Origin of the sequence: Halobaculum saliterrae (genome assembly GCF_009831625.1) — an archaeon.
Classification (GTDB): Archaea; Halobacteriota; Halobacteria; order Halobacteriales; family Haloferacaceae; genus Halobaculum; species Halobaculum saliterrae.
In genome coordinates this window covers 1-12,899 of sequence record NZ_WUUS01000004.1, presented here as the reverse complement: position 1 = coordinate 12,899, position 12,899 = coordinate 1, and the positions used below count along the sequence as shown (strand labels likewise).

Here is a 12,899-nt window from a genome sequence, read left to right as displayed (position 1 = left end):
CGACGACGTGCATGCGGTGTGCGGTCGGCTGTGGCCACCTCCAGATCGGCGTGGACACGGGCTACGGCGTCGACTCCGTCCGCGGCGACGTGTCGCACCCGGCGAACCGCGGGCTGGCGTGTCAGCGGGGGATCAGCGAGTCGGCCGACCCCGCCGGCGAGTGGCTCACTCGGCCGCTCGTGCGGGAGGACGGCGACCTCCACCCGACGACGTGGGACGTGGCGCTCGACCGCGTCGTCGAGGGGCTTCGCTCCGCCGCCGCGGACGACCCCGACGGGGTCGCCGTGCTCGGCAGCGGCCAGCAGACCAACGAGGCGGCCTACGCCCTCGGGAAGCTCGCCCGGGGCGGCCTCGGCACGCGCTACTACGACGCGAACACGACGCTGTGCATGGCGAGCGCGGTGACCGCCTACTACGACGCCTTCGGCAGCGACGCGCCGCCGTGCACCTACGACGACATCGAGGAGGCCGAGACGCACGTCGTCTGGGGGGCGAACCCGGCGGTCGCGCACCCCGTCATGTTCCGGTGGATCGAGGAGCGCGCCCGCGCCGACGACGGTCGCCTGATCGTCGTCGACCCGGTGGAGACGAGGACCGCCGGCGTCGCCGACGATCACGTCGCCCCCGAGCCCGGGACCGATCTCGCGCTCGCCCGGGCCGTGCTCGCGCGCGTCGTCGAGCGCGAGGCGGTGGACGAGGCGTTCGTCGCGGAGGCGACGGAGGGCTTCGACGACCTCGTCGCGTCGCTCCCGTCGGTCGAGTCGGCGGCGGCGACCGCCGGCGTCGATCCGGCGGTCGTCGACGACCTCGCTGACGCCCTGAGGGATCCGACCCTCATCTACTGGGGGATGGGCGTGAACCAGAGCGTGCAGGGCACCGACACCGCGGCCGCCCTGATCGACCTCTGTCTCGCGACGGGGAACATGGGCCCCGGAACGGGGCCGTTCTCGCTGACGGGACAGGCGAACTCGATGGGGACGCGGATCTGCTCCTCGAAGGGATCGTGGCCCGGACAGCGCCCGTTCGACGATCCCGTGGAGCGCCGGTTGATAGCCGAGGCGTGGGACGTGCCCGTCGAACGCCTGCCGGACGACCCCGGTCCCGGCCCGGTCGGTACCGTCGAGGCGATCGCCGACGGCCCGGTCGATGCAGTGTACGCGGTCGCGACGAACCCCGTCGCGGGGATGCCCGACGCCGGCGCGGTTCGCGAGCGCCTCTCAGAGGCGTTCCTCGTCGTGCAGGACGCCTTCCGCACCGAGACGGCCGAGGTCGCGGACGTGGTGTTGCCGGCGGCGACGTGGGGCGAGTCGTCCGGGACGACGACGAACATGGAGCGGCGGGTGTCCCGGGTGCGGCCGGCGACCGACCTCCCGCCGGACGTACGCACCGACCTCGACGCGATCACGACGATCGGCGAGCGGCTCGCGCCTGGGCTGTTCCCCGCGAGCGAGCCGGAGACCGTCTTCGAGGAGTTCGCCGCGCTCACGGCTGGCACGCCCGCGGACTGCTCGGGCATCTCCTACGGCCGCCTCGACGAGGCCGGGGCCGTGCGGTGGCCCGCGCCCGACGCCGTTTCCGAGGGCGGCTACCGCTATCTGACCGACCTCGGCGGCTGGTCGTTCGAGACGCCCTCCGGCCGGGCGCGCTTCTCGTCGGCCGTCGACGGCGCGCTCGCGGAGCCGACAGACGCGGACTACCCGCTCACGCTGACCACCGCCCGCGAGGCCGACGGCTACAACACCGGCGTTCGCTCGCGCGGCGACGTGACCGATCCCGCGCCGCTCGCCCGGGCCCATCCGGAGACGCTCGCGGACGCAGGGCTGGACCCCGGTTCGGGAGAAGCGGACTCCGAGGGGGCGGAGCCGGAGGACGCGACCGCGACGCTCGCCTCCCGCCGCGGGACGATCCCCGTCCGTCCGGAGGCGGATCCGGCGGTGCCGCGCGGGCTCGTGTGGCTGCCGATCCACCACCCGCGCACGAACGAGGTGACGCTGCCGGAGACGGACCCGAAGTCCGACGAGCCGAACCTGAAACAGTGTGCCGTGCGACTTGCGGCGCGGACGCCGGAGGAGGACGCGGCCGGCCGCGAGCCGACCGCGGCCGAGCCGGAGGCGGTCGGCGATGACTGACAGGAGCGAGCGGCCGGTCCTCACAACGGTGTTCTTCCTCCCGTCGGGCCCGAAGTGATCCCCGACGGCCGCGGACTCGCCGTGCATCGGGGAGTTCTGCGGCCCGACGACGGGTCGACTCGCACCGGCGGCGGGTTCGGAAGCTACAGGCCGAGTCCGAGCGCCCGGTTCGCCCCGAGCAGCGCGAGACACGCGGCCAGCAGCGCGATGACGAGCCCGTAGGCGGCGGGCCAGCCGGCGGCGCTCGCGACGGCGCCGGTGACGACCGACCCGGACGCCGCGAGGAACATGTACACCGTTCGCACCAGCCCGAAGCCGTAACCGCGTTCGGCGTCCGTCAGCCGGTCCATGAACCGCGCCTGGATCGGGCCGGGCCAGGAGATCCCCGCGCCCAGCGTCGCGACGCCGGCGACGGTGCCGACGGTCCCGGGCGCGAGCACCAGCGTCGCGATGCCGGCGCCCGCGAGCGTGACGCTGATCGCGACGGCGGCGTCGCGGGAGAGCACGTCCGACACCCGGCCGTTCACCGGCTGGGCGACCGCGCTGATCGCGAACACGACACCGAACGCCGTCGCCGCAGTCGACGGCGCGAGGCCGCGGTGGGCGACGAGAAACGTCGCCAGGAACGACGACACCGCCTGGAACGTGAACCCGCACAGCACGGCGATCGCCGTCGTGTACGCCAGCGGCGGCCGGGAGAGCACGTCGACGATGCGTCCCGGGTCGACGGCCGCACGCAGGTCGCGTTCGGGGTTGGCCGGCGCGAGCGACGGCACGAACAGCAGGGTCGCGACGGCCGCGGGGACCGCGACGGCGGCGCCCGCGCCGACGGCGACCTCCCAGCCGTAGCGGTCGGCGAGCGCCCCGCCGGCCGCGGGGAACGCCGCGCCGGCGACCGCGCCCGCGCCGGTGAGCACGCTCAGGGCGCCGCCGCGCTCGTCGTACAGTCGCGACAGCAGCGAGGTCCCGGGCGAGAAGAACAGCCCGGCGCCGGCGCCCAACACCAGCGTCGCCGCGCCGAACGCGAGCATCGACGAGGACAGCGCCACCAGCGCGGTCCCGACGCCGGCCCCGACGATCCCGGCGAGGACGACCGGCCGTTCGCCGAGGCGGTCGGCGAGCACGCCGCTGGGGAACTGCAACAGCGCGTACGTCGCCCACATCCCGGTGAGCGCCAGCCCGACGGTGGCCTCGGTCGTCGCGAGGTCGACGAGGACGAACGGGACGACCGCGCCGAGCAGCACCCGCGCGCCCAGTTGGCTGAAGTTCCCCGCGCTCACCGCCGCGAGCGCGAGTCGACGGCGCCCGCCGCTCATTCGGTCGCGTGTCGTTCGGCGGCCGTACGGACCGCGTCCGGCAGCGGCTCGGGGCCGTCCTCGCCGATCGCGACCTGAACGGTCTCGCCCTCGGCGACGAGCAGGCCCTCGTGGTACAGTTCGTAGCCGAAGGTGAGGCTGGTGGTCCCCACGTCGACCACGTCGAGCACCGCCCGGATCGCGCCGGTCCCCTCGACGGGCGCGCGGAACTCGATCTCGATCGACGCCAGCGCCGCCCGCGAGTCCGCCAGATCGATGCCCACCTCCTCGCGGAAGAACGCGGTGCGGACCTCCTCGAGGTAGGTGGCGTAGACGGCGTTGTTCACGTGGCCCATCGGATCGAGGTCGCGGTAGCGGACCGGAACCGTCGTCTCGAAGGTCATACGTGCTCGTCGACCGCCGGGGATTTCGGGCTATCGTTCCCCGGGCGCCCCGTCGGGTCGACGGGGACCGGTGTTTTGAAAGCCTCCGGCCACCCAACGACGGTCATGAGCCTCGAGATGGAGTTCTACTGTCCGCGGTGTGGCGAGGAGCGTGACTTCTGGCGCGTCGCCGCGATGACGCTGCACCTCGGCGAGAAGACGAAGTGGCGGTGCAACGAGTGCGACTACGGCCTCACTCGGATCAACGGCGACAGCGGCGCCGCGATCGAGGCCTGACGGAGCCGAGTCCTCCGGCGTTTCTGTGGCGTCCCGTGGGCGCCGCTGTTCGTCGCGACCGCGCGGCCGGTTCCCCCATGATCATCCCGGAAGCAGGTCCCCCAGCGCCGCTCCGACCGCCATCGGGACCGCCGCGACGAGCGCGCTCCCGAGCGCGACCGCCGGGTCCGCCCAGTCGATCCGTCCCCACGCGGTCAGGCCGACGACGGCCGTGAGCACGGCGACGCCGAGGACGCCGACGAGGCGTCGGGGGACGACCCCGAGGAACGGTCGGTGGACCCGCACGTCCTGGAAGTCCGCGACGTAGACGATCCCGACGACCAGCAGGATCGTGGCGACGGCCGTCCCGGCGAGGTAGGCCGGGTGACTCGACAGGTACGCACCGACCTCGGTCGTGCCGCCCTCGACGAGCATCGGGATCCCGAAGAGCACGCTGCCGAGGAACGCCTCCGCGATGTCGCCGCGGTCGAAGCCGCGGACGACCTTCCCGAACACCGACGGCTTCGGGGCCGCCAGTTCGCGGGCGGTCCGCATCGCCCCGCGCACCTTCCGGCGCTCGTCCGTGTCGTCGACGACCTCCTCCAGCGTCTCCAGTTCCTCGATCAGGTCCTCGACGGTCGGTTCGCCGTCGTCGCTGTCGCTCATCGCTCGCATCTGCACGCGGCGGGACGTAGTTCCGACGGTGCGCTCGCGGGCGGCGAACCCGGGGCAGATCGAGACGGAACGAAGGAAAGAGAACCGGCGGCGTGGCCGCGGCGCACGGCGGGCGACGTGCCTCGAACGGGGCGGGGCGCGTCGCGTCCGGCCGTCAGTCGTCGTCGCTGGTGGTCTCGACCTCGTCCTCGCTCCGGTCGGCCGTCGAGATCGGGTCCTCCTGGTCCTCGGAGAAGCCGGCCGAGCGCTCGATGCGCTCCTTCGCCTCGGGGTCGAACTGCGTCTCGATGTCCTGATAGCGGTCGACGAACGAGAGCGCGTGGTGGCTCTCGGTCTCGTGACCGATGTAGCGCTCCTCGAGGTCGAACTGGGCCTCCTCGTCGTTCTCGGCGATGTTCTCCATGTCCTCGTAGACCGCGTGTGCGCCGGAGTGCAGCGCGTAGAGCGTGATGAACTGGTACTTGTAGCCCAGGTCGCCCAGCTCCTCGAACGTGAGCGGGTCCTCCTCGGCGCCCCACTCGAAGGAGGACGAGTAGTTGAACGCCAGATCCAGGTCGGGGTGCGTCTCGTGGATCGTCTCGGCGTACTCGACGGCGTCCTCGCGGCTCGGGTCGGGCATCTCCGGCCAGACGAGGTCGACGCCGGCGTCGGCGTAGATCCGGCCGCGCTCGAGGTGCTCCTCCCAGTCGCCGTTGGCCGAGCCGTAGGCGTCGGTGCGGGCGATGACGACCGTGTCCTCGCTCTGCTTCGCGTCGACGGCCGCCTCGAAGCGCGAGCGGGCCTGCTCGCGGGAGACGATCTGCTTGCCCGCGATGTGGCCGCAGCGCTTGGGCGTCGTCTGGTCCTCGATGTGGACGGCGGCGACGCCGGCCTTCTCGTACTCGCGGACGGCGCGGCGGACGTTGTGTGTGCCGCCGTAGCCGGTGTCACAGTCGGCGATGACCGGGAGGTTCGTCGCCTCGACCATGCGCTTGGCGTTCTCGACCATCTCGGTCATGGTCACCATCTCCAGGTCCGGGAAGCCGAACTGCCCGAGCACGGTGGAGTAGCCGGACATGTACGCGGCGTCGATCCCGGCCATCTCCGCGAGGCGGGCGTCGAGCGCGTGGTACATCCCGGGAGCGAACACGTAGTCCTGCTCGTCGAGCATCCGGCGCAGCTTCGCGCCCTGCGGGTTGTCGATGTCCTTCGTGAAGACGTCCTGATCGAGTTCTGAGGGGTGCATTATTCGGAGTCCTCCATGAGCGCGATCTCGAACGGGTCGCGGCGACGGCGGCGCTCGGCGCGGTCGCGGCGGGTGGCTGCGGCGGCGGTGTCGGTCGTCGTGTCAGTGCGGCCCGTTCGCGTCCCCAGATCCGGAACCAGCGGCGCGTCCGTCTCAGTGGACTGTCGGCTGTCGTCGGTGGGGCGGGTGGCGCGACGGCTCATCGGTCGTCGCCCTCCGCGGAGAACAGGCTCAGTTCGCGGTCGTCGATCTCGTCGAGGTCGGTCTCGGGGTTCGGGTTGAAGGTCATGGTGTGGGTCGTTCGGGCGGTGTGGGTGGCGTCGGCGGGTCGCGGTCGGTCGGCGTGGTCTGTGCGTGTCCTGCGGCGGATTTCCGGTGATGTACACCCATGCTGTGTCGCCTCACCCGTGTCCAGCCGGGAAGACACAATAAATGTAACGAACTATAATGATAATATTCTATAACGGGTTTTACCCCCTGAGAAGCCCTTATTTGGTATTAGTTGACACGGACGCCGCGCGGCGATCGACAGTCGGATACGACCCACGTGAGAGACCCCGTGTATGTCGCGGGACCCCCGAGCGCTCGCCGTGACGGTCGCGCTCGTCGCGGTCGGCGGCGCCGTCGGCGCGTCGGCGCGTCACCTGCTCGGGACGGCGCTTCCCGGGCTGTGGGGGACGCTCGCGGCGAACGTCTCGGGGAGCCTGCTGCTCGGGTTCCTGCTGTACGAGGCGCTTCGCGCCGACCGGCTGGGCGACCGTACGCGGACGTTGCTGGCGACGGGGGTGCTCTCGTCGTACACCACCTACAGCACCTTCGTCGTCGAGACGGTTCGGGCGGAGCCGTTGGTCGGCGTCTCGTATCTCCTCGGCAGTTACGCGCTCGGTTTCGCGGCCGCGCTCCTCGGGCGCGACCTCGCCGCCCGCGTCGATCCGCGAGACGACCGAGAGGTGAGCGCGTGAGCGCCGCGACCGCCGCCGTCGCGCTCGTGTCCGCCGCGACGCTCGCCGCGGTCCCGGACCCCGCGCTCGTCGTTGTCGGCGGCGCCGGCGGCGCCGTCGCGCGCCACCTGCTCGGGACGGCGGTCGGCCGTGGGGAGTTCCCGCTGGGAACGCTGACGGTGAACGTTCTCGGGAGCTTCCTGCTCGGGCTGCTCGTGTTCTGGCCGGTCGGCGGCGACGCGCTGTTGCTGGCTGGAACCGGAGCCTGCGGCGCGTTCACCACCTTCTCGTCGTTCTCGGTGTCGACGGTGCGGCTGTGGGAGCGGGGTGACCGCACCCGGGCCGCGCTGTTCGTCGCCGGCAACACCCTGCTCACGGGCGGCGCCGTCGGACTCGCCGCCGTCGTCGTCACCCTCGTCGGCGGCGCGTGACGGGTCCGTGCGAGGAGTCCGGAGGCGGCCGAGCCCCGCTGACCGAAACGCCCGAGTCCCCGCCCCGCGTGGTCGCGACCGTGTCACGACGCGTACTCGTTCCGCTCGATCGTTCGGATCACTCCACGAAGGCGCTCGATCACGCGCTGGACGTTCACGGGGAGGCGACGCTCGTCCTCCTCAACGTCGTCGACCCCAACCGGTGGGTGTCCGCCGGCGACGGTGACGGGATGGACCCGTACTACTCGAAGGAACTGGAGAAGTCGGCGAAGGAGGCGAGCGACGAGCTGCTGGAGTCGGCCGCCGAGCGCGTCCGCGACCGCGGCGTCGACGTGGAGACGGTTCGACTCATCGGCGGACCCGCCCAGTCCGTCCTCGAGTATCTCGAGGAGGATGGCGACGATATCGACCAGGTGGTGATGGGGAGCCACGGCCGGAGAGGACTCTCCCGCATGCTCATGGGCAGCGTCGCCGAGAAGGTGACGCGCCGGTCGCCGGTTCCGGTGACCGTCGTCCGTTGAGAGTCGTCCGCTGAGGGTCACCCGCCGAGAGTCGTCCGCGAAACGGTCGGTCGCGGACCGTCGACCCTCCCGGTCGGTCCCGATCGCCGACACCGATTAGCCGCTCGCGCGCCTCTCTGAACCGTGACCGCTCACCCCGGTTTCCACTCGCTCCACGAGGAGACCGCCGAGACGCTCCCGGTCGAGGGCTCGCTCCCCGACTGGCTCGCGGGCAGCCTGATCCGGAACGGCCCGGGCGCGTTCTCGTTCCCCGACGGCAGCGCGGTGGACCACTGGTTCGACGGGCTGGCGATGCTGTACCGCTTCACGTTCGATCCCGGCAACCGGGCCGGAGGCGTCGCCGACGGGGACGCCGGCGGGAGCGGCGCGGGACCCGGGCGCGTCGACGGCGACGCGGTCCACTACCGCAACCGCTTCCTCCGCACCGACGCCTACGAGGCCGCCCGCGCGGGCGAGTTCGACGGCGGCTTCGCGACCGGCGAGACCACCCTGCGCTCGCGCCTGCTCACCTTCCTCCGGGAGCCGTACGACAACACGAACATCGTGGCCGAGCGCGTCGGCGACGACTACCTCGCGCTCACCGAGTCGCCCCGGCGGGTCCGGTTCGACCCGAACACGCTCGACGTCCTCGGACACGACGAGTACGGGGGGGACGCGCCGACCGGCCAACTGGCCTGCGCGCACCTCAAGCGCGACCCCGCCACCGGAACCCTCCTCAACGTCGAGACGGCGTTCGGGCGTACGAGCCGGTACCACGTCCACGCACTGACGCCCGACGGCGAGCGTCGCCACGTCGGCAGCGTCGAGACGGAGAAGCCGGCGTACCTGCACAGCTTCGCGCTCACGCCGTGGTACGTCGTGATCGCGGAGTTTCCGCTCCGGCTCGATCCCCTCCGGCTGTTCAAGCCCGGCAGGCAGGCGCCGTTCATCGAGCAGTTCGAGTGGGAGCCCGAGCGCGGGACGCGCGTGATCGTGCTGGAGCGCACGACCGGCGAGGTGGTCGCCGACCCGGTGACGGACGCCGTCTTCGGCTTCCATCACGTGAACGCCTTCGAGCGCGACGGCGGCCGGGAGGTCGTGTTCGACCTCGAGACGGTCCCGGACGCGACGACCATCGACTCGCTGTACCTCGACCGGCTCCGCGGGGGGAGTTTCGGCGCCCTCGGCGCGCAGGTGGACCGCTTCGTCGTCGACCTCGCGGACGCGACGGGGACGGGGCGCTACCGCGTCGACGACGCGAGCGTGACGCGCGAGACGCTGTACGACGGCGGCACGGCGCTGCCGACGGTGTCGCCCGCGCGGTGGTGCCGGCGCCACCGGTACGTCTACGCGATGCGCACCGACCGGCCCGTCAACGAGTGGGCGAGAGGGATCCTGAAACTGGACACCGAGACCGGCGAGGCGACGGAGTTCGACGACGGCGGCTACTTCGGCGAGCCGATCTTCGTGCCGAACCCCGACGGCGACCGCGAGGACGACGGCGTCGTGCTCGCGGTGACGCTGGAGGCGGGCGCCGACGCGTCGTCGCTGGTTGTGCTCGACGGCGAGTCGTTCACGGAGCGGGCCAAGGTGCGCCTCCCGCACGCCGTTCCCTTCGACTTCCACGGGCGCTACTTCCCGGAGGTTCGGGCCAAACGGCCGAAGTGAGGCCGCCAGACGAGTCGAACCCCCGTGGTACCACGACCCTCGGAAGGGTTATCCCCCGAACCCCCATACGTATGTTTGCAATGGCAAACGGAAAGGTTGATTTCTTCAACGACACTGGCGGCTACGGTTTCATTTCTACCGAGGACGAGGACGACGACGTGTTCTTCCACATGGAGGACGTTGGCGGTCCGGATCTGACGGAGGGTGAGGAGATAGAGTTCGACATCGAACAGGCCCCGAAGGGCCCGCGCGCGACGAACGTCGTCCGCAACTAAGCCGGTTTCCTCGTCGCCTCCGGGCGACGGCGAACGGTCACTTCGATTTTACGCGACACCGCACACATCGCTCCGTAGCGTCGCCGACGGTCCCCCGCTGGACTGACGCCGAGTCAGCGAGCGCGAGCGTCGGGCTCGTCGGCCCCGTCGGCGGTCCCGTTGTTCCCCTCGTCGTCGGCCGTCCCGTCGCTCTCTCCGTCGCCCTCGTCGTCGCCGTCTCCCACGTCCACCCGCTCGTGGATCGGTCCCTCGCGGGCCTTCAGGTGGCCCGGTCGCCTGTCGTTGGCGACCGCGAGGACCTCCGCGACGATGCTGTGAGCGATCTGGTACGGCGACCCGCCGCCGAGGTCGAGCCCGACCGGCGTGTACAGCGGCTCGAGCTCCGACTCGTCGAAGGTCCGCCCCTCGGCGGCGAACTCCTCGAGCATCTCCTCGAAGCGCTCGCGCGGCCCCATCAGGCCGACGTAGGCGACGCCGGCGTCGAGGAGGGACTCCACGACGAGCCGGTCGTCGACGAAGTTGTGCGTCATCACGACCGCGTGGGTGCGCTCGTCGGGCGCGAGCGCCTCGTCGACGTTCGCCGGCGACGTGGTCACGGTCCTGTCGGCCTCCGGGAAGCGATCGTCGAGGTCGACGGCCCCGCGGAAGCCGACGACGGTCACCCGGAAGTCGTTGCGCGCGGCGAGCTCGGTCACCGGGCCCACGTCGTGGCCGGTGCCGAAGACGACCAGTTCCGTCGGCGCCGCGATGCCGTCGACGAACACCTCGACGGTCCCGCCGGCCCGGTCGTCGACGACGAGCGTGTCCCCCCGACCCCGGTCGGCGAGCGCGCCCGCGGGGTCGGAAAGCGAGTCCGGCCAGTCGGTCGCGGGGTCGCCCTCGGGCGTCCGGAGCGTCCCGTCGTCGGGGCGGTAGTACGCCCGGTCGCCGTCCGCGAGCGCCCCGTCCCCGCCGTCGAGGACGGTCAACACCGCCACGTCGCGACCCGCCCCGAACGCCTCGACCGCGGGGCGGTACGTCTCCGTCAGCGGCTCGACCAGCACGTCGATGACGCCGTTGCAGCCGACGCCCAGCCCCCACACGTCCTCCTCCTCGTCGTCCATCAGGTCGTAGGTGACGACCTCGGGCCGGCCGGTCTCGCGGATGCGGTCTGCGACGCTCACGAGGTCCTCCTCCAGACAGCCCGCCGTGATCGCGCCGATCCCCTCGCCGTCGGCAGAGAGCACCATCTTCGCGCCGGGGCGGCGGTAGGCGTTCCCCTCGACGCCGACGACCGTCGCGAGGACGTCGGGCGGCCCGTCGGCCCCGGCCGCGCGCTCGTCGAGCCGCTCCCTGATCGACTGTACGACCTCCGTCTCCGGCACGCTCCAGTTGCTCCGTGTCATGGCTTCGATGTCTCCGTCGCGTCGCTTCCGGTCGAGTCGTCGCGCGTCGCGCTGTCCGCTCGCGTCGATCCCGGTCCGTCGGTGTCCCGTTCGCCGTCGAGGTCGATCCCCGTCGGCGCCGCGGCCGCAACGTAGCCCTTCATCACCCCGGCGTCGTGGAGGTCGGTCCCGCAGGCGCCGTCGCGCACTGCCGCGCGGACCGCGTCGACGTCGTCGACGGCTGCGCCCGCGACGACGTCGGCTCCCGCCTCGAACAGCGGCCCGGGGACCGTCGACGCCGACGCCCCGATGACGACGACCGTCGCCGCCGGGGGCGCCGCCGCCAGCGAGTCGTCGAGCCCGCCGTACGCCAGCGTCGAGCCCGTGACGAACACCACGTCCGTGTCGGCCATCGCCGTCGCCGCCTCGTCGGGTCCGAACGTCGAGACGGTCACGCCCGGCGGGGTCGACACCGCGGCCGGGTCGACCGGGTCGCGCTCGACGACTCGGACCTCCACGTCGTCGAACTTCCGGAACGCCGGCCGGAACAGCCCGACCGTCGCCACCCGCTCGACGTCCGGCGAGAGGAGCGCCATCGGGTCGCCCGCGCGCCAGTCGACGTGCGGCACCGACAGCGCGTTGAGCGTCGCCACGCCGACCGCGCGGGCGACGGCGGCCGCATCGTCGCCGCCGCCGGCGGCTCCCTCGCCGAGCGCCCACGCCGCGAGCGCCTCCACGTCGACCCCGTCGAGGTCCGGGTCGGGGCCGGGTGGGCGGTGAGCCAGTCCGGCACGGACCGGTCCGCTCCCGTCGGCGTCGGCGCCTTCACCGTCGCCATCGGTCCGATCGGCCGTTCGCTCGTCGGGCCCGGACAGCTCGACGAGAACCGCCGCGTCCCCGAGGGTGATCCGCTCGACGGAGACGCCGGCGAACGCGTCGCGCTCGCGGAGGCCGTCCCGGACCGCGCGAAGCACGGCGTCGCTCACGCTGAACCACCTCCGCCCGTGTCCGTGCTCCCGCCCGTCATCTCGCCCGAGTGGGGGGGGTCGGCGTCGCCGGGCCGTCGTCGCGGGTCGTGTCGGTAGCCGACGGCGCCGTCGAGCCCCCGCCGTTCGAGCTGTCGGGCCGCCGCCGAGAGGTCCGCTGGCCCGGCGAACCCGAACAGCGCGTCGACGTACGGCTCGCAGGCGGCCATCCCCCGAGAACGGGGCTCGAACGACGGCGACACCGCGAGGGGGTTGAGCCAGACGACGGCGCTCGCGCGGTCCGCGAGCCACGTGATCCCGTCGTCGAGCAGGTCCGGGTCGCCCACGTCCAGCCCGTCGCTGACGACCACCACGACGGTCCGGCGGTCGACCGCGTGCGGGTGCTCGCGCCGCAGCGTCGCGAGGGCGTCGCCGATGAGGGTGCCGCCGCCCCACTCGACGGACGCGGCCCGGAGCGCCGCCGCCGGGTCGCCGTCGGCCCGGTCGAACGCGTCGGTCACGTCGGCCAGTTCCGTGTCGAAGAGGAACACGCGGGAGTCCCGGGCCGCCCCCGAGAGCGCGTCGGCGACCGACAGCAGCGTCGCGCGGTCGACGGTGTCGAGCACCGACCCGCTCACGTCGACGAGCAGGCAACACCGGAGTTCGCTCTCGGTCGGCGCCGTCGCCGGCAGCTCCACCGGCGCCCCGCCGGTCGCGAGGCTGTCCCGCAGCGCCCGGCGGGCGTCGACGCGCGGGCCCGACGGCGAGGGGC

15 protein-coding genes are annotated in these 12,899 nt (G+C 72.5%); 7 read left to right on the top strand and 8 right to left on the bottom strand.

Annotated features, from left to right (window positions below; translation table 11 throughout):
- Window positions 1-11 precede the first annotated feature (11 nt).
- Window positions 12-2,129 (top strand): assimilatory nitrate reductase NasA, encoded by a 2,118-nt coding sequence (gene nasA, locus GRX01_RS06850; protein ID WP_159665681.1) that lies wholly within the window; start codon window positions 12-14, stop codon window positions 2,127-2,129.
- Window positions 2,130-2,272: 143 nt separating this feature from the next.
- On the opposite strand, the gene GRX01_RS06845 is transcribed toward nasA, so the two are convergent.
- Together GRX01_RS06845 and GRX01_RS06840 are read right to left on the bottom strand one after the other, a co-directional pair.
- Window positions 2,273-3,445 carry an MFS transporter gene (locus GRX01_RS06845; RefSeq protein WP_159664844.1) on the bottom strand — a complete coding sequence of 391 codons (1,173 nt, stop codon included), beginning with the start codon at window positions 3,443-3,445 and terminating at the stop codon, window positions 2,273-2,275.
- The gene (locus tag GRX01_RS06840) at window positions 3,442-3,828 is read right to left on the bottom strand and encodes an acyl-CoA thioesterase (protein ID WP_159664842.1); all 387 of its coding nucleotides are present in this window, start codon (window positions 3,826-3,828) and stop codon (window positions 3,442-3,444) included. The genes GRX01_RS06845 and GRX01_RS06840 overlap by 4 nt, the downstream gene beginning before the upstream one ends.
- A 105-nt stretch (window positions 3,829-3,933) precedes the next feature.
- On the opposite strand from GRX01_RS06840, the gene GRX01_RS18775 reads away from it, so the two are divergent.
- The gene (locus GRX01_RS18775; protein ID WP_201289535.1) at window positions 3,934-4,104 is read left to right on the top strand and encodes a DUF7838 family putative zinc beta-ribbon protein; all 171 of its coding nucleotides are present in this window, start codon (window positions 3,934-3,936) and stop codon (window positions 4,102-4,104) included.
- Window positions 4,105-4,185: 81 nt separating this feature from the next.
- On the opposite strand, the gene GRX01_RS06835 is transcribed toward GRX01_RS18775, so the two are convergent.
- The 3 genes from GRX01_RS06835 to GRX01_RS06825 form a co-directional block, all read right to left on the bottom strand.
- Window positions 4,186-4,749, bottom strand: a complete 564-nt coding sequence (locus tag GRX01_RS06835) for a DUF2391 family protein (RefSeq protein ID WP_201289534.1) — start codon at window positions 4,747-4,749, stop codon at window positions 4,186-4,188.
- Window positions 4,750-4,912: 163 nt separating this feature from the next.
- Window positions 4,913-5,983, bottom strand: coding sequence for an isocitrate lyase (gene aceA / locus GRX01_RS06830; RefSeq protein WP_159664835.1), 1,071 nt, complete (start codon window positions 5,981-5,983; stop codon window positions 4,913-4,915).
- Window positions 5,983-6,186, bottom strand: coding sequence for a hypothetical protein (locus tag GRX01_RS06825; protein WP_159664832.1), 204 nt, complete (start codon window positions 6,184-6,186; stop codon window positions 5,983-5,985). Before GRX01_RS06825 ends, aceA begins: the two co-directional genes overlap by 1 nt.
- A gap of 360 nt (window positions 6,187-6,546) precedes the next feature.
- Between GRX01_RS06825 and GRX01_RS06820 the strand changes: the two genes are divergently transcribed.
- The 5 genes from GRX01_RS06820 to GRX01_RS06800 all read left to right on the top strand — a co-directional run bounded on the left by GRX01_RS06820 (window position 6,547) and on the right by GRX01_RS06800 (window position 9,798).
- Window positions 6,547-6,945 (top strand): fluoride efflux transporter FluC, encoded by a 399-nt coding sequence (locus GRX01_RS06820; protein WP_159664829.1) that lies wholly within the window; start codon window positions 6,547-6,549, stop codon window positions 6,943-6,945.
- Entirely contained in the window at window positions 6,942-7,355 is a 414-nt protein-coding gene (locus GRX01_RS06815; RefSeq protein ID WP_394351373.1) for a fluoride efflux transporter FluC, read from the top strand. Before GRX01_RS06820 ends, GRX01_RS06815 begins: the two co-directional genes overlap by 4 nt.
- A gap of 80 nt (window positions 7,356-7,435) precedes the next feature.
- Window positions 7,436-7,876, top strand: coding sequence for a universal stress protein (locus GRX01_RS06810; RefSeq protein ID WP_201289533.1), 441 nt, complete (start codon window positions 7,436-7,438; stop codon window positions 7,874-7,876).
- 123 nt (window positions 7,877-7,999) lie between these two features.
- Window positions 8,000-9,523 (top strand): carotenoid oxygenase family protein, encoded by a 1,524-nt coding sequence (locus GRX01_RS06805; protein WP_321167940.1) that lies wholly within the window; start codon window positions 8,000-8,002, stop codon window positions 9,521-9,523.
- Window positions 9,524-9,603: 80 nt separating this feature from the next.
- A complete protein-coding gene (locus tag GRX01_RS06800; protein ID WP_073306691.1) occupies window positions 9,604-9,798 on the top strand; it encodes a cold-shock protein in 195 nt (64 codons plus the stop codon).
- 113 nt (window positions 9,799-9,911) lie between these two features.
- On the opposite strand, the gene GRX01_RS06795 is transcribed toward GRX01_RS06800, so the two are convergent.
- The 3 genes from GRX01_RS06795 to GRX01_RS06785 all read right to left on the bottom strand — a co-directional run.
- A complete protein-coding gene (locus GRX01_RS06795) occupies window positions 9,912-11,183 on the bottom strand; it encodes an XdhC family protein (protein ID WP_159664826.1) in 1,272 nt (423 codons plus the stop codon).
- Entirely contained in the window at window positions 11,180-12,148 is a 969-nt protein-coding gene (locus GRX01_RS19485; protein ID WP_159664823.1) for a Rossmann-like domain-containing protein, read from the bottom strand. Before GRX01_RS19485 ends, GRX01_RS06795 begins: the two co-directional genes overlap by 4 nt.
- A partial coding sequence (locus GRX01_RS06785) for a VWA domain-containing protein (protein ID WP_159664820.1) occupies window positions 12,145-12,899 on the bottom strand: 755 nt, incomplete at its 5' end. The genes GRX01_RS06785 and GRX01_RS19485, both read right to left, overlap by 4 nt.